Origin of the sequence: Brevibacillus porteri (assembly GCF_003013475.1) — a bacterium.
Classification (GTDB): domain Bacteria; phylum Bacillota; class Bacilli; order Brevibacillales; family Brevibacillaceae; genus Brevibacillus; species Brevibacillus porteri.
On sequence record NZ_PXZO01000043.1, the window covers coordinates 15,097 to 36,377 of the forward strand.

Consider the following 21,281-nt stretch of genomic DNA (forward strand, 5'->3'; position numbering starts at 1 on the left):
AATGAAATCGTTTTGTCGTGACACTTGGGTAGAGGTTGATTTGGATGCCATCCGGGCGAACCTCGAGACATTCAAACGCCATTTGCCAGAAAAAACGGGTATTATGGCTGTTGTGAAAGCAGACGGGTATGGTCATGGCGCTGTCCATGTTGGCAAAGAAGCGTTGGCGGGCGGTGCAGATTCACTTGCAGTCGCATTGCTCGATGAAGCGCTTATTTTGCGGAGGGCAGGGATCACAGCGCCGATTTTAGTGTTGGGATACACACCTGTCGAATCCATTGTCACTGCAAGCGAGCTGGAAGTGGAGTTAACCGCTTACAGCGTCGAATGGATCACGGAAGCGAACGACATTCTTCAGAAAAATGATCACAAGCCTATCGGGATTCATGTAAAGACCGATACGGGCATGGGACGTTTGGGCGTTCGGACAAAGGAAGATTTACTTGCGGTTGTAGATGCCCTTGAAGAATGCTCTAAGCTGAAGTGGACAGGTATTTTTACGCATTTTGCCTGCGCGGATGAACCAGATACAACCCATGTGCGACGACAACACGACTTGTTTCAATCCTTTTTGCAAGCGCTGCGTGAAGCAAATAAAACATTGCCGTCCGTCCATTGCTGCAATACGGCGGCGGCAATCGCATTTCCCGATTGGGGGTATGATACGATTCGTTTAGGCATAGGTTTATACGGATTGTATCCTTCTTTGTACATGAAAGAACGTGCGGAAGTCATTCTTGCCCCTGCCCTGGCACTCAAGACCAGAATTGCCCACGTAAAGAAGGCAGATGAGCCATTCACGGTCAGCTATGGTGCTACGTATGCAGCAAAGCCTGACGAATGGATTGCAACGCTGCCGATCGGATACGCAGATGGCTATTCTCGCCTTTTGTCCAAACGTGGTGAGGTGTTGTACAATGGATCGCGCTACCCGATTGCAGGCAGAGTTTGCATGGACCAAATCATGGTCAGCCTGAATTCGACAGAAGCAGCGGTCAATGATGAGGTCGTCTTGTATGGCAAGCAGGGGGACGAGGAAATCTCCTTGGATGAAATTGCCGATTTGCTGGGAACAATTAATTACGAGGTTCCTTGTATGCTGAATTACCGAATCCCGCGCCTCTATTTGCGCGACCAGAAAGTAACGGACGTATTTCACCCATTGACGATGAAGCACTCGTCCCGTGAAAATGTAAATAACTAACAAGGAAAATCAGCAGGAATTTTCCCTTGGAACACGAATACTAGTTAAGCGAAAAAGCTGGCTTTTTTGGGTAAACGAAGTCTTCACCTGCACCTTTGGATTGTTTACACTCACGTTTTCTCACCGAAAAAGCGCACAGTAGGTATATTTTTGCAATGGATTCGACATAATGGTATTGTTCATATTGGCTGTTCTTTCTAGAACCAGCATAGCGGATGGAAGTTACGGTCATGGTTGGAGGTGGATTTGTCTTGTCGAAGTCAAACACGAAACGCATCATGATCAGTTTGCCACAACACTTGCTTCAGGAAGTGGATGGCGTTATTCAAAAGGAAAAATCCAATCGCAGCGAGTTTATTCGTCAAGCGATGCATTTGTATTTGAAAGAGCGAAAAAAGCGCACAATCCGTGAGACCATGCAAAAAGGGTACATGGAGATGGCGAAGATCAATCTGAATATGGCATCGGAGGCTTTTGGCGCTGAAGAAGAGGCTGACCATACTCTTGTCCGCTTAGTTAGCGGGGTGTGACTGGTGATTGTCAAACGTGGCGATGTGTTTTTCGCGGACCTGTCCCCGGTCGTTGGCTCTGAGCAAGGAGGCGTACGGCCTGTTTTAGTCATTCAAAACGACATTGGAAATCGATTTAGTCCGACGGTCATCGTCGCAGCCATTACAGCGCAGATTCAAAAGGCGAAGCTGCCTACGCATGTGGAAATTGACGCAAAAACTTATGGATTTGATCGTGACTCCGTCATTCTGTTGGAACAAATACGAACCATTGACAAACAACGTCTAACTGATAAAATAACGCATCTCGATGACGAGATGATGGATCGGGTTAATGAATCCTTGCAAATCAGTTTAGGACTCATTGATTTTTAACGTGTGAAAAAAGATCAGACTATTGGATAGGAAAAGCCACTTGAGTGAAGCAAGTGGTTTTTTGCTGTCAGATTTGCAGGGATTTTATAGGTGAACAGCGAACTGTTCGAAAAGAGAATATAAGACAAAATGTGACACAATATGATTTATTTTTCGAGGTAGAGAAAAAACTCATTTCTACCTACCAAGCGAGGCGGAAGGGGTTTTTTTGGTTGTGGCAGACAATTCTCCTGAGACAATCAATATAGAACAAGAATCAGACATCGTGACGGCGCGGCAAGTGGGGCGAAATATGTCGAAGTTGTTTGGCTTTGGCACGATCACGCAGTCCCGCATCGCCACGTCAATCTCTGAATTGGCTCGCAATATTTATTTGTATGCGGGTACGGGGACGATCACCATTTCGCCGCTTGAGCGCGAAGGAGTGATCGGCTTGCAAATAACAGCGAATGACAGTGGGCCAGGGATTCCTGATATTCGCCAGGCGTTAGATGATGGCTATTCGACTTCGGGTGCCCTCGGGGCTGGATTACCAGGTGTCAGGCGCATGATGGATGAATTTGAGATCCACAGTACCCTGGGAGAAGGGACTCGTGTCGTTGTTGTGAAGTGGAGCGATCAAGCAAAGGAGGAATGAGATAAATGGTAACCCGGAGCTTCCAGGAAGAGTATGTAAAAATTCTTCGGGATTACCTGAGTGCTCAAGGGGAGGACCAGCTTTACGGAGCCCAGCAGTTGGGCAAATGGATGCTTTCTCAAGATATTTCGCCAGAAGAAATAACTGATTTGCATGCGCGAGCGCTTGAGCAGCTCGGGGAAGTGCCAGAGTTTGTGCGCTCCTCCTTCTCCATTTTGACAGAGATCATGATTGAATATGGGAACGAGCATCGATCCGTAAACAGCTGGCGCAATAGGCATCAGCAGATGGAATCAGAAATAGCGGTGGCGAAAGCGATGCAGCAATCCCTTTTGCCAAGTGAGGTTCCAGTCTATCCAGAACTGGAGATTGGCGTAGTGAGTATTGCTGCGAAACAAATCTCGGGCGACTATTACGACTTCATTGAGCAAAGTGAAGGGCGTTTTGGCCTCGCCATAGCAGACATTACCGGAAAAGGAATGCCTGCTGCGATGTGTATGTCGATGGTGAAATATGCGATAGACAGCCTTGGACAAATGGAGCTGGGTCCCGATGAAATGCTGCACCATTTAAACCGGATCGTGGGAAGAAATATTGATCCGAGCATGTTTGTGACGATGATGTTTGGCAGTTACGACTCGAAGGAACACTGTTTCCGTTATGCGATGGCAGGACACGAGCCAGGATTTTTGTACAGGTCGGCCGAAGGGGAGTTCTACGATCTCGAAGGGCGAGGGAATGCACTCGGGTTACACCCAAACAGTGCATACGAGGTTCAGGAGATTCATTTAGAGATAAATGATGTTCTGATTCTTCTGACGGATGGTGTAACAGAATGCAAAAATAACCGATACTATTTGCAAAGGGAAGAGCTTGTACACCATTTGCAAAAAGAGGTGGGCGAATCTGCCCAAAAGATGGCAAACGGCCTGTACAATAGACTGCTTCTGCTCTCCCAATTTGACCTGCTGGATGATTACACCATGATTGTACTTCGAAGAACCTAAGCAACGTACGGGGGGTAGACGCAGATGGACCTGCTAATTAAGACAACGAGCCTTGAAACTGAGCACCGAGTGGTCCTTGGTGGAGATATTGATGCTTTTACAGCGCCGAAAGTAAAGGAAACACTGATGTCACTCGTCACCAAGCCGGATATCAATCACATTACGGTTGATTTGGAAGCCGTAGAATACATGGACAGTACCGGAATCGGAATTTTCATCGGGATTATGAAAGAGTGCATCCAACGAAATCGTACATTTGAGGTGCACAAATTGTCTCCGCGTGTGGAAAGGCTATTTCGCATCACTGGCTTATACGATCATATTGCCATCCGCAAAGGAGAGAGCGAGTAATGGGTCCAAATCGACCTCAGGCAGACGTGATTCAATTGACTTTGCCAAGCAAGGCGGAGTATTTGGGAGTAGCGCGTCTGACTGTATCCGGTATAGCCAACCGTATGGGCTTTTCTTATGAAGAGATTGAGGATATCAAGCTTGCCGTCGGAGAAGCATGCACGAATGTAGTAAGACATGCATACAAGGAAACAGAGAATCCAGGCTCTATTCATATCCAATGCCACGTTTATGAAGATCGGTTGGTGATCGAAGTAAGCGATCAGGGGGTAGGATTTTCAAATGAGCTCATTGCTGAGCAACTGACGCCGATTTTTGCAGGGAAAAGCCTAGAGGATTTGGATGAGGGCGGCCTCGGGCTCTATCTCATTCACACGCTTATGGATGAGGTGGAGACTCGCTCTGAATCAGGGGTGGTAGTCTCCATGACCAAGTATGTTCGGCAGGATGGGGTGGCTGGCAATGACTGGACAATCTCGGAAGCAGAAATATAGTCCAGAGGAGTTAAAGGAGCTCATCCACCTGTATGGTGAAACAAAAGATCCAGCGATACAGGAACAACTGGTGAGGGCCTATACTCCTCTTGTGGAATCGTTAGCGAAGAAGTTTGTTCGCGGACAAGTCATGTATGAAGACCTCGTGCAAGTCGGATTAATCGGCCTGCTTGCTTCCTTTCGTCGGTTCGACCCTAGTTTTGAGCGGACATTTGAGAGCTTTGCGATCCCGACCATTGTAGGAGAGATAAAGCGCTATATTCGGGACAAGACATGGAGTGTCTATGTTCCGCGCAGAGTAAAGGAACTGAGCCCGAAGATCAAACGGGTGGTCGACGAGCTCACGATCAAGCTGCAGCGATCTCCCCAAATTGCGGACATTGCCAACAGCCTCGGCGTTACAGAGGAAGCGATCCTGGAAACCTTAGAGATGGGCCGCAGCTACCATTCTCTCTCTATGGACAGCGAGCTCGAAGCGGATCTGGACGGCAATACGATTTCTTTACTCGACCTAGTGGGGACGACGGAAGAAGGGTACGGAGCAGTCGAGCAGAATCTGATGCTGGAGCGAGCCCTGCAAATTTTGGATCACCGTGAAAAAGAAATCATTCAATTAACTTTTTATCAAAATTTGAGTCAGAAGCAAGCTGGGGACATCATGGGGATGTCGCAGATGCATATTTCCCGCCTTCAGCGCAGGGCGTTGGGCAAGCTGAGAGAAGCATTGAAAGTGGAACAGCTGGAAACCGCGACGTAGAGGGGCCAAGTGGCTCCTCTTTTTTCTTCCCTTTTTCCAGTCCTTGTTAGCAAATGTGATACAATAAACGACGAAGAATGAGCGCAGGAGGACAGGTATGGAGCTTACGTTGATGATCCAGACAATCGCCCAAGATACGGGTGTCAAACCTCACCAGGTGGAGCGCACAGTTGCTCTTCTGGATGAAGGAAACACGGTTCCTTTTATTGCCCGCTACCGCAAAGAAATGACGGGGCAGCTAGATGAAACGCAAATTCGAGCGATTGAGGAACGCGTTCGCTATTTACGCAACCTGTCAGTGCGGAAGGAAGAAGTCGTTCGGCTCATCGATGAGCAAGGCAAGCTGACGGACGAGCTGCGCGCAGCTATTGAGCGTGCGACAAAGCTGCAAGAGGTAGAAGACCTGTACCGCCCTTACCGCCAAAAACGCCGCACGCGTGCAACCATGGCCAAGGAGAAGGGACTAGAGCCACTTGCCAACTACCTCATGAGTTTACCGAAAACTGGGAATCCGGAAGAAGAAGCAAAACCATATATCAACCCGGAAAAAGGCGTAGAGACGACTGAACAAGCTCTGCAAGGAGCAATGGACATCGTGGCGGAACTTCTGTCTGATGACCCAGAAATTCGCCAGTGGGTTCGTCAACGCTCGGTGCAAAAAGGATTGCTTTTGACTGAGCAGAAAGCCGAAGAAGCAGACGAGAAAAATGTATACCAAATGTATTACGCATATAGTGAGCCTCTGAAAAAGGTCGTTCCACATCGGGTGCTGGCCATCAATCGGGGAGAAAACGAAGGCATTTTGAAGGTTTCCATTGAAGCGCCTGTCGCAGAGATTTTGGCTTGGATGCAAAAACGCACCCTTCCTCGTGATACAGTTGCCCGCGATCTGCTGACATTGACAGTCGAGGACGCGTATAAACGTCTGATTGCTCCTTCTATTGAACGAGAGGTGCGCGCGGAGCTGACAGAGGCAGCCGAGGAACGTGCTATTCACATCTTTGCAGAAAACCTGCGCAATTTGCTGCTTCAACCGCCTGTAAAAGGCAAAGTCGTACTTGGGGTCGATCCGGCGTTTCGGACAGGCTGTAAGCTCGCCGTTGTAGACGAAACTGGCAAACTGCTGGAGGTTGCCGTCGTTTATCCGACCCCTCCGGCGAATAAAGTGGCAGAAGCTACAGTGAAAGTGAAACAGTTGATCGAAACCTATGGGGTTACGGTTGTGGCGATTGGGAACGGTACTGCTTCGCGCGAAACAGAACAGTTCATTGCCACGCTGCTGAAAGAGCTGAAGCGAGAGGTAATGTACATCATCGTGAACGAGGCAGGTGCATCCGTGTATTCTGCTTCCCCCCTGGCCAAGGAAGAATTCCCGGACTTGGATGTAGCAGAGCGAAGTGCGGCTTCGATCGCGCGTCGTTTGCAGGACCCGCTTGCTGAGTTGGTCAAAATCGATCCGAAGTCCGTCGGGGTTGGTCAGTACCAGCACGATGTTTCCCAATCGCGGCTGGCAGACAGCCTACAGTTTGTGGTTGAGTCTGCGGTAAACCATGTCGGAGTAGATGTGAATACTGCGTCTCCTTCTCTATTGCAGTATGTATCAGGGATCAGCCGTCAAGTAGCGGGGAATATCGTGAAAAAACGGGACGAGATCGGGAAGTTCACGGAGCGCTCCCAACTGAAGGCTGTTCCGCGCTTGGGTGCTAAAACGTACGAGCAGTGCATCGGGTTTCTCCGTGTGATGGAGGGAGCGAATCCGTTGGACAAAACACCGATCCACCCGGAATCGTACGATGCGACCCACCAGCTATTGTCGATGCTGGGCATTAGCGCTCAAGAGATCGGCAGTGAGAACTGCAAGGAACGCGTACAGTCTTTGGATGTAAAAGAGACCGCTGCGAAGCTTGGGATTGGCGAGCCAACGCTGCAAGACATTGTGGACAGCCTCTTGCGTCCTGGTCGCGACCCGCGTGACGAGCTGCCAAAACCACTCTTGCGAAGTGATGTTCTCCAGCTGTCTGATCTAAGTGTGGGCATGAAGCTGCAAGGTACTGTGCGCAACGTGGTCGACTTCGGAGCGTTTGTGGATATCGGTCTGAAAAACGACGGACTCGTGCACATTTCCCGTTTGAAGAAGGGCTTTGTGAAACATCCGCTTGAAGTGGTGACGGTTGGCGATATCGTAGATGTATGGGTAGTAGAAATTGACGAGAAACGTCAGCGTGTAGGGATGACCATGATCGCACCAACGGAAGGATAAAGTTCTCGCCACTTTCTCGGTGCTGAAAAGACGACTTTTTGAACATGAACTAAAAGGCGGCCTCCTGTCAGTCAGGGCGGCCGCCATTTTTTTCTAAATATAAGAACCAGCAACTGTTGAGCACACGAATTTGGCGAACGTCCTTCCCATTAAAGGCACGTTGCAACTGCCTGCGCATCCATTGTGGCATGAAAGTACCTCCTGGAGATATTCGTCTATAGGCAATGTATGCGCCGAGACGAGCAGGAGGTGCCTAGAATTTTCATTTACTCTTCTTCTTCGTGCAAATACTCCAATTGGGCTTGCAGGGCACGGATCTCTGTCAATAAAGAGATGAGTGGATACTCGGTCTCTTGTAGGGCAGCAAAGCGGCGTTCCAGACCACTGACGTACTCCAAACCATCCACGATCGAAAGCCCGCTCTCTAACCGTTCCACATCCGCACAGTCTGCCAGAACAGTAGGCAATTCCGGGCGCTCTGTGATCGTCAATTTGTCAATTTCCTTGTAAAGTCGTTTCAATAGAGCGATTAATTGGTACATATGCGATTCGGGCAACGAGACAAACTGTAGTCCGTCACTGGACTGCAACAACAAATAGCGCATGAGCTCCTCCACCATTCTGTCTACCGTTTATTTGTGAAAAACGTTTAGACGTTTTTCATTAAACAGGATATGACCGCATGCGGTCAGCAAATAAACGGTCACAACCGTATATTTGCACTCAGTGTAGCCTATCTGTCTGGCACTTTTCAACTGGAACTGCTATGGTGAAAGGAAGGAAGCGGAGGAGATGAGATGACCGATTCGGAACTGCAAATGCTGGTAGAGCAGATATCCAGCGAATTTTTTGCCAAGCCCTTTCGCCATCAGGCCCGCTTTAACAGCAGATTGCGCACGACTGGCGGAAGGTACTTGCTGCGCTCGCATGATATTGAACTGAATCCGAAGCATTTGCAGGAGCATGGTGTGGAGGAATTGATTGCGATCATAAAGCATGAACTTTGCCATTATCATTTGCACATAGAAAAGCGCGGGTATCGTCACGTTGATCGGGATTTTCAACTGCTTCTGCGTCAAGTGGGGGGAAGCCGATACTGCCAACAGGTTGGAAACGGTCGGACGACCCTGCCTTATCGCTACGAGCTGGTTTGCAAGGCATGTGGCATGAGCTACAAACGCAAACGAAAGATGAACCCAAGCCGCTATCGTTGCGGACGCTGCAAAGGAAAGCTGCTGTTGCGCGAGCTTGTGACGTAAAGAGTCAGAGGGGTTGGGCTTTCTTGCGCGTCTTTTGACAGCAGGGGTATAATGAACAGACGAAAAATGTTTTCCGCGAAGGAAAAGGAGCGTTTGAAGTGGCACACGACGAATTTTCCCTGATCCGGCAATGGACGAGTCGTTCTGCGGGGCAGGAAGGGAACGGTTTGACCGTCGGGATAGGGGATGATGCCGCTGTCTTCTCCCCAGCGCCAGAAATGGAAGTCGTGGCTTGTTGCGATGCGATGGTGGAGACGGTTCATTTTTTGAAGAAAACGATGAATCCTAGTGATATCGGATATAAGGCTGTTATCAGCAATGTGAGCGATGTTGCAGCGATGGGCGGGGTTGCCCGGTATGCGCTTGTCAGTATCGCGGTAAGTCCGCAATGGACGCCTGACGAATGCCAGCAAATCTATGAAGGTATTTACGAGGCTTGTCAGGCATATGGAGTTCGTGTCATTGGTGGCGATACCGTTTCTGCACCTGATGCCCTACACCTGAGTGTCACCGTACTGGGAGAGGTAGAAAAAGGGCGTGCCATTCGTCGTTCACAAGCAAAGCCTGGGCAGCTTGTTTTTGTTACAGGGCATGTCGGAACTTCAGCAGCAGGACTACATCTTCTCCTGCAAGGCGAGACTGCTGAAAGAGGCGTCTCTTTACCTTGGGAGACATTAATGGATGCCCATCAGCGTCCCGTTGCCCAAATAAAGGCGGGCAGACTGCTCCTGGAATCAGGGGCATGCAGTGCGCTGAATGATGTCAGTGATGGACTTGCATCAGAGCTGTGGGAGATTGCCGAGGCGAGCGGCGTATCGATTTTGGTCGATGCTGCAACAGTACCGATCCATGACGAAGTTCGGGAGTATGCACAGCACGTAGAAAAAGATCCGCTGGAATGGGCTTTTTATGGCGGTGAAGATTATCAATTGGTCGGAACGCTTGCGAAAAGTCACTACGAAGCCGTAAGCAAGCAATTTGCCGCTAGTGGTGTCCCGTTTACTGTCATCGGTGAGGTGGTAGGAAAAACGCATGAGCCAGAATTGATGCTTCGGCGCGATGATCAACAGCTCCCGTTACCCAAAGCGGGATTCAACCATTTTAGGAGTGGATGAAAGAGATGAGCTATACATGGAGGCTCACGGGAGCGCAGGAGACGAAGCGCTTTGCCGAGCAACTGGCAGGTCTGCTTGAGCCAGGTGACTTCCTCGCGATGGAGGGAGATCTGGGGGCGGGCAAGACAACCTTTACCCAGGGGTTGGCTAAAGGACTAGGAGTCCGACAAGTAGTGAACAGTCCGACCTTTACTATCATAAAAGAATATCAGGGGCGCTTGCCGCTTTATCATATGGATGTCTACCGGGTAGGCGATGATCCAGACTCTCTTGGTCTGGACGATTACTTTTTTGGAGAAGGTGTCTGTGTCGTAGAGTGGGCGTCTTTAATCGAGGATGTCCTGCCGACAGATCGGATGACCGTCTTCCTGCGTAGAGATGGGGAGGAACAGCGGATGATCGAGCTGGTTCCTCAAGGGAATCGTTATGTGAAATTGTGTGAGGAGTTTGATTTTGATGCGCGTACTAGCGATTGATACATCGAATCTGGTGCTAAGTGTAGCTGTGGTAGAGGAAGAGCGGGTCTTGGCAGAAATGACGACGAACCAGCAAAAAAATCATTCCGTGCGTCTGATGGACTGCGTCAGTGAACTGCTCGATGCAACAGGAACAGCACCAGAGGAACTCAGCGGCTTCGGGGTGGCAAACGGACCGGGCTCCTACACGGGCGTGAGAATCGGCGTTGCCTCTGCGAAAAGCATGGCTTGGTCACTGAATGTGCCAGTCATCGGTGTATCCAGTCTGGAGGTAATCGCCATGAATGCCACAGGCTTCTCTGGATTGATTGTGCCGCTGTTCGATGCGCGTAGAGGTCAAGTGTATACCGGCTGTTATCGTTCCCATGGCATGGAGGCGGTGCGAGCGCAGTCCACAGAACAAATCATCCTGTTGCGAGAATGGCTGCCACTGTTGCGAGACCTGGCGCAAGGAGAACCGATCTTGTTCTTGGGTGAAGATGTAAGGCTGCATCGGGAGACGATTGTGCAAGAGCTCGGGAATCAGGCGCAATTTGCTTCCCCAGCGTTCAATCATCCGCGGGCTGCCCATATCGGCTATGTGGCACTGCGCAAGCTTCAAGACGGCGGTAATGCGCATGAACTGGTTCCAGAGTATTTGCAACTGGCAGAAGCAGAAGCGAAGTGGCTTGCCCAAAAGCAGGCGGGGGCCGTAAAGGAGTAAAAGCATGAGTCAACCAATCGATTTGGAATATCGTTATATGACGATGCAGGACGTTGGGGCTGTAGCAGAGCTGGAGCGCTTGGCTTTTACAACTCCATGGCCGCATGATGCATTTGTTAACGAGCTGACGAGAAATCCAAATGCACGCTATGTAGTCGTCGCTCACCAAAACAGGGTTATCGCTTACTGCGGCATGTGGATCGTGATCGATGAGGCACATATTACAAATATCGCCGTCCATCCACTGTATCGTGGAAAGAAGGTTGGATTGGCGCTGATGATCAAAATGATGGGTGTTGCCAAGATGCAGGGTGCCCATAGCATGACGCTGGAAGTTCGACCTTCGAACACAGTCGCGCGGAATATGTATATCAAGCTCGGCTTTAAAGAGCATGGGCGGCGCAAGGGATATTATTCGGATAACAATGAGGACGCAATCATTATGTGGGTGACATTGTAATGAACAAGACGTATACGTCGCGCTACGAGAAGCGCATACAGCAAAAATACGAAGCACATAGGGAATCAGGTGCTCCTACTTATATTTTAGGAATTGAAACAAGCTGCGACGAGACATCGGCTGCTGTCATCCGTGATGGCCGAGAGGTGCTGTCGAACGTCATTGCTTCCCAAGCTGATATCCATAAAAGGTTTGGCGGAGTCGTGCCAGAGGTGGCTTCTCGCAGACATGTAGAGAATATTACGCTTACCATCGAAGAGGCACTGACTGAGGCTGGGAAAACGTTGGATGACATCCAGGCAATTGCGGTGACGTACGGGCCTGGGCTTGTCGGAGCCCTGTTAGTTGGCGTGGCAGCAGCAAAAGCTATTTCCATGGCCAGAGGCATCCCGCTGATTGGCGTGCATCATATCGCGGGTCATATTTACGCGAATCGTCTGGTGCAAGAAATGGAGTTTCCGCTGATCGCACTCGTCGTATCGGGCGGACATACAGAGCTTGTCTGGATGAAGGCGCACGGTCAGTTCGAGATTTTAGGGGAAACGCGAGATGACGCTGCAGGGGAAGCGTATGACAAGGTAGCACGAGCACTGAATATGCCGTATCCAGGAGGACCTCATATTGATCGCCTCGCACATGAAGGGGAGGCAAATGTACCGCTCCCTCGTTCATGGCTGGAGCCAGACTCCTACGATTTCAGCTTCAGTGGCTTGAAGTCAGCTGTGCTCAATACCTTGCACAATGCAGCTCAGCGAGGAGAGACGATCGAACCGGCGAATCTGGCTGCGAGCTTCCAAGATTCTGTAACAGAAGTGCTCGTAGAAAAGACGATTCGGGCAGCTCGTTCTCATGGAGCGAAGCAGGTATTGCTGGCGGGCGGCGTTGCGGCGAATCGCGGATTACGTGAGCGATTGCAAGCAAGGTGTGAGGCAGATGGAATTCCGTTGGTGATTCCACCGTTCACGCTATGTACGGATAACGCGGCGATGATTGCGGCGGCAGGCTTTATCAAGTATGAAAAAGGACAGTTTGAGGGGCTTGATTTGAACGGGGTCCCAAGCTTGTCGCTTTCTGAGCAATAGAGTGAATGGATGAAAAGCATCTCTGAAGTTGAATCAGAGATGCTTTTTTGTTTGATGAGTAACTGCAGTGGGAGGAAGAAGCGCATTTCCAGTTTACGCTTCGGCCTACGCCCCGCAAGAGGTTAGACTGTTCGCTCCAGATTGAATGTCGGGAGCGCTTCAAGCGTAGAAGTTTCGATGAAGTAGTTCATAAGCGAAGCTGAAATTCCCCGACATTCAATCCTACACTCAGGTGGGCTTCAGAGGCGTTTGGACTGGAAATGCGCTTCTTCCTACGCGGCTTTTTTCAACATATCAAAACAAGAAAAAGAGGGACCACCCAAGACGGATAGTCCCTCTTTTTTATTTGCCACCACGTATCTTTTCGAAATAGGGTGCGGCTTTTTGGGGGAGTATCTCTTCAAACTGCTTCCGTTCCTTAGCAGTCAATTGATCTTCATGCATAACCCCGTTCTGATCCGTAATCTTTATTTTTAAATCCATGAGTTGTTTCATAACCGCCGAAAACTCCGCGTACTCTTCTTCCGTCAGCTTGCTTTTCGCTTCCTGAAACAATTTCTCGATTTCCTGATAATCCTCCTGTGTGCCACCACGCTCGATGATAGTTTGCGATGACCCGAAGATTTGATCAGCCAAATAAGGTGTAGCTAAGGCTGCCGTTGGAATTAGGATAGCCACAGCTATGATTCCACTTACCAAACGTTTTTTCATCGATAATCTCCCTTTCTTTTGCAAGAAGTCATTTTGATAGGAGAGGTACACACGACTCTCGATCTCGGGTGGGGTTTTCAACGATTTAGCATGTTGAAGAAGCTCATCGCGTAGTTGTTTGTCTATGGACATAAGAGTCTCCTCCCGTTAATTCGCAATGCTTGCGTAGTGCCTTCAGTGCCAGATGATGCCTGGATTTCACGGTACCCAGCGGGATTTGCAGCAACTCGGAGATTTCATCCAGCGCATAATCGTGAAAATAGCGCAGAATGACCACTACGCGTAACTTGTACGAAAGTGTACGAACCACTCCGAGCAATTCGAGCTGTGTCTCTGATTTGATTACTTCGGAATCTGTCCAATCAAATTGCTCATCGTGCATGAGGCGGTTTCGTTCAAAGAGCCGTATTCTTCGCCAAGCCTTCCTTTTCCAGTCCTGCACCTGACGAACAGTGATCCCGTGAAGCCAAGATCGAAACGGCCGATTCTGGTCATAGGTGTGAAAAGAACGCCACATACGAGTATAGGTCTCGTTCGCAATGTCTTCGATGTCTTGCTTATTGTAGACAAGAAAAGCGATCGTACGATGAACATCGGTGTGCGTGGCTTGATAAACGACGCGAAAAGCTGCTTCGTCTCCCGTCAGCATCTTTTCCAGCCAAGGGAGTAACTCTTTATCATTCATGGGGGGCCCTCCAGAACGTATTACACCCCTATATTCGCTAACAGAGGCAAAAAGGTTCAGTTGTTTTTCGTCCATCTGTATATGATTTATCCACATCATAGGATAACTTTCTGGATTGTTCACATATACTCCTGTGAATACTGGTGATAACACGAGAAAATGACCGGGAAAACCGCATGTACTCTGTGGATTGTTCTGTGGAAAATGTGGATAAAAAAGTCGAGTTATCAACAGGAGGGAGACTCGTGAGAAAGAAACTCGCGCTGATTTGCTTGTCATTCCTGATATTGTTTCTAGCTACAAATATAGGAAAACCATTGATAGCAAAGGAAAAACAACAGGTCATCTTGCTGTTTGTGGAGGGGATGTCGTTTCATGATCTGGAGCAGCTCAAAAAGTTATCTACTGTGGATAAATGGTTGGGTGATGCAGGAGCTGGGGCTCTGTCCATAAGAACACCCGGATCGCGCACAGCCGCAAACGGCTACCTGCTCATGGGGAGCGGCGGTCAAGCGCTTTACTCTGAAAAGAGCGGGACAGGCTATCATCCGTATGAATCGCTCTCTACCAGGGAAACAGCCGGTGAACGGGCGCAAGAGCTGGGCGGTGATCAGGCGCAGGAGGTGGCGCGCTCCTCGATTATTTTTCCGGGTATTTTCCGGCTCTTGGCAGATAATCGGGAGAAACCTTATTCCGCGCAAATCGGGCTCCTTGGGACCGTGCTTGCTGCAAACAACATTCAGGTCGCTTTATATGGAAACGGTGACTATGAGGATACCCGTCAGAGACATGCCGTTTTGTTTGCGATGGATCAGCAAGGCAGGGTTCCGACAGGGGACATTTCTACAAAAAGTATGGAGCTCCTTCGTGGCTATCCGTACGGGATCAAGACAAACTACACTTACCTGCTTGAGAAAATCCACAGCGAGCGTCAAGCGGGCTTGATCATTGCTCAACTCTCAGATTTATCCCGGTTATACCAGTTGAGTGCGGATATGGACCCAGGTCAGTTTACCCGGCAGTATCAGCGCGTTTTGCGCGACTTGTCCCTTTTCCTTGACCAGCTCCTTGTGGAACGTAAACCACACCAACGCATTGTATTGGCATCACCAGCTGTCAAACATGTGGCGACAAAAGAAAAGGCTCTCTTAACTCCAGTGTTCATTTGGGGAGAGAAAGCGAGTGGAGTTTTGACATCAGCTACCACGAGGCAGTCGGGATTGGTCAGTGGACTCGATATGGTACCAACCATACTGTCTTGGCTGGACGTACCCGTACCAAAAGGGTTGGCTGGTCATGTCATACGTATCGAAAAAGGGAATGGTCTCACTGCCTTTCAGAATCAGGTAGGTGAGATTCATCATACGTATGCGACAAGGCCAGCAGTGCTCTATACCTACGTCATGCTGCAGATTGTCATTGTTGGGTGTGCGGTCGTTCTTTGGTGGTTTGGGAGGGAGAGAGAAGGGGCAGGACTTTTGCGACTTCGTAGAGGAATACGTCTGGCGCTGCTGGCTTTATTATGGTTTCCCGCAATGCTTTTGGCAGAGAGCCTGCTCGACTGGCAGGTTTCTGGCGCGGTTGTCTTGGGGGGGCTCATCATGACTGCCCTGATTGCGGCCTTTTGGCAGGAAGCCCATGCTCTCCCGCGAATCGTGATGACGGTTAGCGGAGTGACGACAGCCATTCTGCTCGTGGACGGATGGACTGGCGCTCATTTGATGCGGCAATCGTACCTCGGGTATGATCCAGTAATCGGAGCGAGATTTTACGGGCTAGGAAATGAATACGAAGGGGTCCTGATCGGCAGCACGATCATGCTTGTGGCTTCGCTGTACGAGAGAATTCGTGGGGGACAAAAGGAGCTAAGTCGGGAAAATAAATGGTTGCCTGCTGTTTCCACAGCCATATACAGTGTCGTGCTTTATTACATGGTGGCACCGAACCTGGGAACAGACGCAGGCGGTTTTCTTGCTGGGCTGATCGGATTTACCGTGGCATTGTCACGTCTTGAGGGCTGGCGAATCGGAAAAAAAGGCCTCCTGCTGTTGGCAGGCGGCCTGGTTATGGGTGTATGCAGTTTGATGGCGATCAGTCTCATGTCAGATCAGCCCTTGACCCATGTTGGACGGCTTTCTCAGCAGATTGTACATGGTGAATGGTCCGAGGTAGGGCAGATGATTGAACGCAAACTGGCGATGAATCTCCGCTTGATTCGCGTTTCCATTTGGAGCAAAGCATTTGTCGTCTCCCTGATTGCTCTAGGCGTTCTCACCTTGAAAAACGACCGCTTTTTGCACCATCTAGCGAAGGACACGCCTTACTTGGTCAAAGGTTTTGCTGGTGTCATTGTAGGTGCACTGGCTGGGCTGATCCTCAATGACTCAGGCATCGTCACTGCAGCTACCTGTATTACCTTTCTGGTGGTTCCTGCTCTCTATGCCGCCTTGGAGGAGCCTGCACAGGAGCGCTGTTCTACGTGAAGAGGGGACTACTCTTCTGATAGCGCGCTCCACTCGTCATACAACTGCTCCAGTTCTTCTTTGGCGGCATGGATTTGCTCGTTGCGTTCTTTTGCCTGCACATGATCACTATAAATTTCCGGGAGACAGAGCTCTTCTTCCCATTTGAGAATGTCAGCCTCTCGTTTTTGGATCGTGACCTCAATCTCTTCCAAACGGCGCTGACGTTGACGTTCGCGACGTTTCGCTTCCTTATCTAGCTCATAAGAGGATTTCTCAGGCTGTGCCGCCATGGTACCGCCTTGTTTTTTTGCGGGCTGCGCTGCTTGTTCGGCTGCGAGCTCTTCCAGTTCCTGCTTTTTCTCCACGAAGTAATCATAGTTACCCAAATAGCTGGTCACGCCATCACCTGTCAGCTCTAGGACGCGGGTGGCAATCTTGTTTAAGAAGTAACGGTCATGGGAGACGAACAGGATCGTACCCGGATAATCGTAGAGGGCGTTCTCAAGCACTTCCTTGCTGAAAATATCCAAGTGGTTCGTCGGCTCGTCGAAGATCAGGAAGTTTGCTTGCTTCAGCATGAGCTTTGCCAGAGAGACGCGTGCGCGCTCCCCTCCAGACAGGTCGCTGATCTTCTTTTGTACATCATCACCGCTAAACAAGAAGTTGCCGAGCAAGGTGCGGACGTCCTTTTCCAGCATGTTCGGGTACTCATCCCAAATTTCGCCGAGCACTGTATTCCGTTCGTTCAGGTTACGATGCTCCTGGTCGTAGTACCCGATTGTTACATTGCTTCCGAAATGAATATCGCCCCGCAGCTTAGGCAACTGTTCTACAATCGTTTTTAACAGTGTCGATTTTCCGATACCATTGGGACCGACCAAGGCCACACGTTCTTCACGCTCGATTTCAAACGTAAGGCCCTGAGAAAGGACAGCATCCGGGTAGCCAATTGCGACATTGTTTGCTTTCATCACAATAGTGCCGCTCATTTTTGCCACATCAAAGGAGAAGTGGACGGATTTGTTGTTCATAATCGGCTTGTCCAAGCGGTCTATCTTTTCCAAGGTCTTGCGTCGGCTCTGCGCTCGTTTAGTTGTTGTAGCCCTTGCAATGTTTCGCGCGATGAAATCCTCTAGCTTGGCGATCTCTTCCTGCTGCTTTTCGAATCGCTTCAAATCCTGTTCGAGCCGAGCCGCCTTTTCATCGAGGAAGCGGCTGTAGTTACCGACATAGCGGGTAGCGCGTGTCCGTTCGATTTCATAGACAACGGTCACGAGCTTGTCCAGGAAGTAACGGTCATGGGAAACTACGAGAATGGCGCCCTGATAGTTTTGCAAATACGTCTCCAGCCAGGTCAGCGTCTCGATGTCCAGGTAGTTCGTCGGCTCATCGAGCAGGAGAATGGTGGGAGATTGGAGCAGCAGCTTGGCTAGTGCCAGACGAGTCTTTTGTCCGCCGCTCAATGTGCGGATCGGAGTCGTGTAATCGAAGTCCGCAAAGCGCAGGCCGTGCAAAACCCCACGAATCGCACCTTCGTAGCTGTAACCGCCCTTTTCCTTAAAGGTTTCCGAGCGGTGAGAGTAATTTTCCAACAGTTGCTGGTAACGCTTCTCATCAGCGAGAATAGTCGGATCGCCCATTTTGGCCTCGAGCTCACGAAGCTCCAGCTCTTCTTTTTGTAGATGGGAAAATACAGAGAGCAACTCATCCCAAATCGATCGTTCCGATTCAAGGCCACTGTTTTGTGCCAAATAGCCAAGTGTAACATCCTTTGGAATGCGGATAATTCCTTTGTCGTAGCTTAGCTCGCCGGCGAGGATCTTCATCAGAGTCGATTTTCCTGCACCGTTTACGCCAACCAGACCAACCCGTTCCCCGGTTTGAATTTGCAGGGAGATGTCTTGTAGAATGGTTTCGATACCATACGTTTTTTCTATATGTTCAGCTTGTAGCAAAATCATCGGATTCACCTCTTTATATACTAATGCCAGTGTAGCCTAGAGAGAGCGCATGGGACAAGCCTCGTCGGAATGTCCATGCACGTGACGAAAGAGGGAAGAGGTTGTCATGGGCCAAAAAACGAATAAAAAACAGCTGCGAAGCCATATTTTGGAGAGACGCAAGTCCATGTCTGCAAAGGAACGGGAGCAGCTTTCCAGAGAAGTATGCGATCATTTGCTGTCTCATGAAAGGCTGGCTGATGCCAAAGCAATCATGGCTTTCCATCCTTTTGGCGATGAACTGGATATTTTGCCCTTTCTGTATGAGGCAAAAAAGCGGGGCCAAGACATATGGCTACCTCTCACAAACGTTGCCGAGAGACGTCTCATTCCCTATCGGTATACGGGACCGCACATGCTAAAGCAAGGAGTATACGGGATTTGGGAGCCAGACCCTGCTCTGGCAGAGGAAGCGGACGTATCACACTTGGATGCGATCATTGTTCCTGGTGTTGCTTTTGATAGCAAGGGCGGGCGAATGGGGTATGGCGGTGGTTATTATGACCGCTTTCTGGCAACGCTGAAAAAGCTCCCGTTCTTGGTTGGAGTCGGCTTCTCTATACAGGTTGTGGAGCATGTACCCCTAGAGTCTCATGATGTTTTGCTAGATGCAGTTGTCACCGAAAAAGGTCTTCTGCATTTTTGAATGTTTTGTGTCGGTAGCTTTGTCATGCCTTCTACTGTAGCGAATGGTGCTATCCGCCAAGGAAAAACGACGAGACGTTTTTGACAGAAAAGTGTACAATACTATCGAATGAGAAACCGGAGGAATGTATCGTGAGCAAATGGAAGGTAGGCGTTATTTCTGCAAGTGATTCGATTGCCAGAGGAGATCGTGTGGACGATCGTATGCCAATCGTTCGTCATCTGACAAGGGAATGGCTTCAAGTAGATGTCGCTGTATACCGTGCCGTTAGTGATGATATGGAAGATTTGCAAGAACATATGATTGAGCTCGTAGACCGCGAAAAATGCGATCTGTTGATTGTTACGGGGGGCACAGGACTTAGCCCGCGAGACGTAACGCCAGAAGTGACCGCGTGGGTTATTGACAGACCAGTCCCAGGCTTGGCCGAAGAAATGCGCCGTGCTGGTTTGAAGCAATCCCGACGGGCGATGTTGACCCGTGCAGTTGCGGGAACCAGGGGTAATTCGTTGATTATCAACCTCCCTGGTAATCCGAAAGGCGTAGAAATCTGTTTCAATGCGATTGGCGATATGCTGTCCGACGCTTTGCACATTTTGCAAGGAACGGGAGAAGCAAACGAAGATTGGGGAGGATTGCATTGGTAGAAAAACCTCAGATGCGGGAAGTGCCAGTGCGTGAAGCGATCGGCATGATGCTTCCTCACGATATGACACAAATTTTACCTGGAGAATTCAAAGGACGCTTGTTCAAAAAAGGACATGTTGTCACCGAGGCGGATATTGAGCCGTTGTTGTCCATTGGCAAAGAGCATATTTACGTGCTGGAGATGCCAGAAGGCTACATCCATGAGGAAGAAGCGGGCATTCGTATTGCAAAGGCTGTTTCCGGACAAGGCTTGACCTTGACGCCTCCTTATGAGGGCAAGGTGTCGATGAAGGCCGCGAGAACAGGTTTAGCTAAAATCAATGAGGAAGCTGTCCATGCGTTGAACAAGCTCGAAGGAATTGCGTTCTCCACGATTTACGGCGATCAGGTCGTGCATCCGGGACATACATTGGCGGCTACGAGAATCATCCCGTTAATTATGGAAGAGTCTCGAATCATCGAGCTGGAGCAACTGACCAAACAGTTTGACGAACCGATTGTACAAGTAAAAACGTTTCAGGATAAAAGAGTGGGACTTGTTACAACAGGGGGAGAAGTTTTCTCTGGCAGAATTGCAGACAAGTTCGGTCCTGTCATTCGAAACAAGGTAGAAGCTCTCGGCTCTACTTTAGTAGACCAGCGCTTTGCGCCAGATGACAAGGAAGCGATCGAACAGCAGATTCATTCGTTCCTCGATGAAGGGGTCGATCTGATCTTGGTCACGGGGGGCATGTCTGTCGATCCAGATGACCGCACGCCGGGAGCGATTGCAGGAGTAGGAGCGGAAGTAGTGCGCTACGGTACGCCGATGCTGCCGGGTTCCATGTTGATGGTTGCTTACAAAGGTGAAGTGCCGATTCTCGGATTGCCGGGAGCGGTCATGCATGAAACGTTTACTTCCTTTGATGTATTTTTGCCGCGTATTCTGGTTGGGGAGCGAATTGTGGCATCTGATATGACAAGACTCGGATATGGTGGTTTACGAAAGTGCTAGCTGGTTAGACTGGCAAATAACGAAAAGCAAACGACTTCACAAGAAAAAGGAGTGAACACGTATGAGCTCAATTGGGATTCCTGGATTAATCTTAATTTTAGTTTTAGCCTTGGTGCTTTTCGGTCCGAAAAAGCTTCCAGAATTGGGGCGTGCGGTAGGTCATACTTTGAAAGAATTCAAAAATGCTACGCGTAGTCTGACAAGCGACGATGAAGACGACGATGAGGAAAAAAAGCGCAAGGAGCTAGCCTCCAAAGAAGCGTCTGCCAAAACAACGCCTGTTGTCGCTGAGAAGGAAGCAGCGGAGCGGGAGCGAATTGAACGCGAAGTTCGTGAAAAAATGGAACGCGAGCGCTTGGAAAAAGAAATCCGCGAAAAGCTGGAGCTAGAGCGCCTGCAAATGGAAAAAGAGCAGAAGAACGCGTAACAGGTAAGGTTGGTGG

The 21,281-nt window shown here is 49.6% G+C and carries 25 protein-coding genes; 20 read left to right on the forward strand and 5 right to left on the reverse strand.

From position 1 onward, the window contains the following. Window position 1 precedes the first annotated feature (1 nt). The 9 genes from alr to C7R92_RS21725 all read left to right on the forward strand — a co-directional run bounded on the left by alr (window position 2) and on the right by C7R92_RS21725 (window position 7,594). Entirely contained in the window at window positions 2–1,204 is a 1,203-nt protein-coding gene (gene alr / locus C7R92_RS21685) for an alanine racemase (RefSeq protein ID WP_106835611.1), read from the forward strand. Window positions 1,205–1,434: 230 nt separating this feature from the next. Next, complete coding sequence (locus C7R92_RS21690; protein WP_007721089.1) at window positions 1,435–1,734, forward strand: CopG family ribbon-helix-helix protein; 300 nt, start codon at window positions 1,435–1,437, stop codon at window positions 1,732–1,734. Between the two features lie 3 nt (window positions 1,735–1,737). After that, the gene (locus C7R92_RS21695) at window positions 1,738–2,088 is read left to right on the forward strand and encodes a type II toxin-antitoxin system PemK/MazF family toxin (protein ID WP_005830205.1); all 351 of its coding nucleotides are present in this window, start codon (window positions 1,738–1,740) and stop codon (window positions 2,086–2,088) included. Window positions 2,089–2,296: 208 nt separating this feature from the next. Next, complete coding sequence (locus C7R92_RS21700) at window positions 2,297–2,725, forward strand: anti-sigma regulatory factor (protein ID WP_106835612.1); 429 nt, start codon at window positions 2,297–2,299, stop codon at window positions 2,723–2,725. Between the two features lie 5 nt (window positions 2,726–2,730). Then, on the forward strand, window positions 2,731–3,732 hold the full coding sequence (locus tag C7R92_RS21705; protein ID WP_106835613.1) for a PP2C family protein-serine/threonine phosphatase: 1,002 nt from the start codon (window positions 2,731–2,733) through the stop codon (window positions 3,730–3,732). A 24-nt stretch (window positions 3,733–3,756) separates the two neighbouring features. Beyond that, a complete protein-coding gene (locus tag C7R92_RS21710) occupies window positions 3,757–4,083 on the forward strand; it encodes an anti-sigma factor antagonist (RefSeq protein WP_069852126.1) in 327 nt (108 codons plus the stop codon). Continuing rightward, on the forward strand, window positions 4,083–4,577 hold the full coding sequence (gene rsbW, locus C7R92_RS21715; protein WP_069852128.1) for an anti-sigma B factor RsbW: 495 nt from the start codon (window positions 4,083–4,085) through the stop codon (window positions 4,575–4,577). Before C7R92_RS21710 ends, rsbW begins: the two co-directional genes overlap by 1 nt. After that, window positions 4,546–5,334, forward strand: coding sequence for an RNA polymerase sigma factor SigB (gene sigB, locus C7R92_RS21720; RefSeq protein WP_007721066.1), 789 nt, complete (start codon window positions 4,546–4,548; stop codon window positions 5,332–5,334). Before rsbW ends, sigB begins: the two co-directional genes overlap by 32 nt. Window positions 5,335–5,431: 97 nt before the next feature. Continuing rightward, window positions 5,432–7,594: a Tex family protein gene (locus C7R92_RS21725; RefSeq protein WP_106835614.1), complete on the forward strand. Its 2,163-nt coding sequence runs from the start codon at window positions 5,432–5,434 to the stop codon at window positions 7,592–7,594. 67 nt (window positions 7,595–7,661) lie between these two features. Here C7R92_RS21725 and cmpA read toward each other — a convergent pair whose 3' ends face one another. Both cmpA and C7R92_RS21735 read right to left on the reverse strand, forming a co-directional pair. Next, the gene (gene cmpA, locus C7R92_RS21730; RefSeq protein ID WP_012684250.1) at window positions 7,662–7,784 is read right to left on the reverse strand and encodes a cortex morphogenetic protein CmpA; all 123 of its coding nucleotides are present in this window, start codon (window positions 7,782–7,784) and stop codon (window positions 7,662–7,664) included. 76 nt (window positions 7,785–7,860) lie between these two features. After that, a complete protein-coding gene (locus C7R92_RS21735; protein WP_017246608.1) occupies window positions 7,861–8,199 on the reverse strand; it encodes a hypothetical protein in 339 nt (112 codons plus the stop codon). A gap of 192 nt (window positions 8,200–8,391) precedes the next feature. Here C7R92_RS21735 and C7R92_RS21740 point away from each other — a divergent pair, with 192 nt between their 5' ends. The 6 genes from C7R92_RS21740 (at window position 8,392) to tsaD (ending at window position 12,689) form a co-directional block, all read left to right on the forward strand. Then, on the forward strand, window positions 8,392–8,853 hold the full coding sequence (locus tag C7R92_RS21740) for a SprT family protein (RefSeq protein WP_017246607.1): 462 nt from the start codon (window positions 8,392–8,394) through the stop codon (window positions 8,851–8,853). Between the two features lie 98 nt (window positions 8,854–8,951). Next, on the forward strand, window positions 8,952–9,968 hold the full coding sequence (gene thiL, locus C7R92_RS21745; RefSeq protein WP_017246606.1) for a thiamine-phosphate kinase: 1,017 nt from the start codon (window positions 8,952–8,954) through the stop codon (window positions 9,966–9,968). Window positions 9,969–9,973: 5 nt separating this feature from the next. After that, complete coding sequence (gene tsaE / locus C7R92_RS21750; protein ID WP_106835624.1) at window positions 9,974–10,444, forward strand: tRNA (adenosine(37)-N6)-threonylcarbamoyltransferase complex ATPase subunit type 1 TsaE; 471 nt, start codon at window positions 9,974–9,976, stop codon at window positions 10,442–10,444. Continuing rightward, window positions 10,425–11,147, forward strand: coding sequence for a tRNA (adenosine(37)-N6)-threonylcarbamoyltransferase complex dimerization subunit type 1 TsaB (gene tsaB, locus C7R92_RS21755; protein WP_017246604.1), 723 nt, complete (start codon window positions 10,425–10,427; stop codon window positions 11,145–11,147). The genes tsaE and tsaB overlap by 20 nt, the downstream gene beginning before the upstream one ends. 4 nt (window positions 11,148–11,151) lie before the next feature. Continuing rightward, a complete protein-coding gene (gene rimI, locus C7R92_RS21760; RefSeq protein ID WP_017246603.1) occupies window positions 11,152–11,607 on the forward strand; it encodes a ribosomal protein S18-alanine N-acetyltransferase in 456 nt (151 codons plus the stop codon). After that, window positions 11,607–12,689: a tRNA (adenosine(37)-N6)-threonylcarbamoyltransferase complex transferase subunit TsaD gene (gene tsaD, locus C7R92_RS21765; RefSeq protein ID WP_069852134.1), complete on the forward strand. Its 1,083-nt coding sequence runs from the start codon at window positions 11,607–11,609 to the stop codon at window positions 12,687–12,689. Before rimI ends, tsaD begins: the two co-directional genes overlap by 1 nt. Window positions 12,690–13,031: 342 nt before the next feature. On the opposite strand, the gene C7R92_RS21775 is transcribed toward tsaD, so the two are convergent. Together C7R92_RS21775 and C7R92_RS21780 are read right to left on the reverse strand one after the other, a co-directional pair. Further along, window positions 13,032–13,532 carry a DUF3600 domain-containing protein gene (locus tag C7R92_RS21775; RefSeq protein ID WP_069852136.1) on the reverse strand — a complete coding sequence of 167 codons (501 nt, stop codon included), beginning with the start codon at window positions 13,530–13,532 and terminating at the stop codon, window positions 13,032–13,034. Beyond that, the gene (locus C7R92_RS21780) at window positions 13,504–14,085 is read right to left on the reverse strand and encodes a sigma-70 family RNA polymerase sigma factor (RefSeq protein WP_106835615.1); all 582 of its coding nucleotides are present in this window, start codon (window positions 14,083–14,085) and stop codon (window positions 13,504–13,506) included. Before C7R92_RS21780 ends, C7R92_RS21775 begins: the two co-directional genes overlap by 29 nt. Before the next feature lie 245 nt (window positions 14,086–14,330). Here C7R92_RS21780 and C7R92_RS21785 point away from each other — a divergent pair, with 245 nt between their 5' ends. Then, window positions 14,331–16,568, forward strand: coding sequence for a hypothetical protein (locus C7R92_RS21785; RefSeq protein WP_106835616.1), 2,238 nt, complete (start codon window positions 14,331–14,333; stop codon window positions 16,566–16,568). An 8-nt stretch (window positions 16,569–16,576) separates the two neighbouring features. Here C7R92_RS21785 and C7R92_RS21790 read toward each other — a convergent pair whose 3' ends face one another. Beyond that, window positions 16,577–18,511 (reverse strand): ABC-F family ATP-binding cassette domain-containing protein, encoded by a 1,935-nt coding sequence (locus C7R92_RS21790; protein WP_106835617.1) that lies wholly within the window; start codon window positions 18,509–18,511, stop codon window positions 16,577–16,579. Window positions 18,512–18,617: 106 nt separating this feature from the next. On the opposite strand from C7R92_RS21790, the gene C7R92_RS21795 reads away from it, so the two are divergent. From C7R92_RS21795 to tatA, 4 genes are all read left to right on the forward strand, one after another. Then, window positions 18,618–19,196 carry a 5-formyltetrahydrofolate cyclo-ligase gene (locus C7R92_RS21795; RefSeq protein WP_106835618.1) on the forward strand — a complete coding sequence of 193 codons (579 nt, stop codon included), beginning with the start codon at window positions 18,618–18,620 and terminating at the stop codon, window positions 19,194–19,196. 131 nt (window positions 19,197–19,327) lie between these two features. Continuing rightward, window positions 19,328–19,843 (forward strand): MogA/MoaB family molybdenum cofactor biosynthesis protein, encoded by a 516-nt coding sequence (locus C7R92_RS21800; RefSeq protein ID WP_012684262.1) that lies wholly within the window; start codon window positions 19,328–19,330, stop codon window positions 19,841–19,843. Beyond that, a complete protein-coding gene (locus C7R92_RS21805) occupies window positions 19,837–20,838 on the forward strand; it encodes a molybdopterin-binding protein (RefSeq protein WP_106835619.1) in 1,002 nt (333 codons plus the stop codon). The genes C7R92_RS21800 and C7R92_RS21805 overlap by 7 nt, the downstream gene beginning before the upstream one ends. 61 nt (window positions 20,839–20,899) lie before the next feature. Then, complete coding sequence (tatA, locus tag C7R92_RS21810) at window positions 20,900–21,265, forward strand: twin-arginine translocase TatA/TatE family subunit (protein WP_069852148.1); 366 nt, start codon at window positions 20,900–20,902, stop codon at window positions 21,263–21,265. Window positions 21,266–21,281 lie beyond the last annotated feature (16 nt).

Bases quoted from the DNA above. Each gene is read 5' to 3' on its own strand.
- sigB (WP_007721066.1), top strand. From the start codon at position 4,546: ATGACTGGACAATCTCGGAAGCAGAAATATAGTCCAGAGGAGTTAAAG.
- rimI (WP_017246603.1), top strand. From the start codon at position 11,152: ATGAGTCAACCAATCGATTTGGAATATCGTTATATGACGATGCAGGAC.
- C7R92_RS21690 (WP_007721089.1), top strand. From the start codon at position 1,435: ATGGTTGGAGGTGGATTTGTCTTGTCGAAGTCAAACACGAAACGCATC.
- alr (WP_106835611.1), top strand. From the start codon at position 2: ATGAAATCGTTTTGTCGTGACACTTGGGTAGAGGTTGATTTGGATGCC.
- tatA (WP_069852148.1), top strand. From the start codon at position 20,900: ATGAGCTCAATTGGGATTCCTGGATTAATCTTAATTTTAGTTTTAGCC.
- C7R92_RS21775 (WP_069852136.1), bottom strand. From the start codon at position 13,532: ATGTCCATAGACAAACAACTACGCGATGAGCTTCTTCAACATGCTAAA.
- C7R92_RS21740 (WP_017246607.1), top strand. From the start codon at position 8,392: ATGACCGATTCGGAACTGCAAATGCTGGTAGAGCAGATATCCAGCGAA.
- C7R92_RS21710 (WP_069852126.1), top strand. From the start codon at position 3,757: ATGGACCTGCTAATTAAGACAACGAGCCTTGAAACTGAGCACCGAGTG.
- tsaE (WP_106835624.1), top strand. From the start codon at position 9,974: ATGAGCTATACATGGAGGCTCACGGGAGCGCAGGAGACGAAGCGCTTT.
- C7R92_RS21790 (WP_106835617.1), bottom strand. From the start codon at position 18,511: ATGATTTTGCTACAAGCTGAACATATAGAAAAAACGTATGGTATCGAA.
- C7R92_RS21725 (WP_106835614.1), top strand. From the start codon at position 5,432: ATGGAGCTTACGTTGATGATCCAGACAATCGCCCAAGATACGGGTGTC.
- cmpA (WP_012684250.1), bottom strand. From the start codon at position 7,784: ATGCCACAATGGATGCGCAGGCAGTTGCAACGTGCCTTTAATGGGAAG.
- C7R92_RS21735 (WP_017246608.1), bottom strand. From the start codon at position 8,199: ATGCGCTATTTGTTGTTGCAGTCCAGTGACGGACTACAGTTTGTCTCG.
- C7R92_RS21705 (WP_106835613.1), top strand. From the start codon at position 2,731: ATGGTAACCCGGAGCTTCCAGGAAGAGTATGTAAAAATTCTTCGGGAT.
- C7R92_RS21780 (WP_106835615.1), bottom strand. From the start codon at position 14,085: ATGAATGATAAAGAGTTACTCCCTTGGCTGGAAAAGATGCTGACGGGA.
- rsbW (WP_069852128.1), top strand. From the start codon at position 4,083: ATGGGTCCAAATCGACCTCAGGCAGACGTGATTCAATTGACTTTGCCA.
- C7R92_RS21795 (WP_106835618.1), top strand. From the start codon at position 18,618: ATGGGCCAAAAAACGAATAAAAAACAGCTGCGAAGCCATATTTTGGAG.
- tsaB (WP_017246604.1), top strand. From the start codon at position 10,425: ATGCGCGTACTAGCGATTGATACATCGAATCTGGTGCTAAGTGTAGCT.
- tsaD (WP_069852134.1), top strand. From the start codon at position 11,607: ATGAACAAGACGTATACGTCGCGCTACGAGAAGCGCATACAGCAAAAA.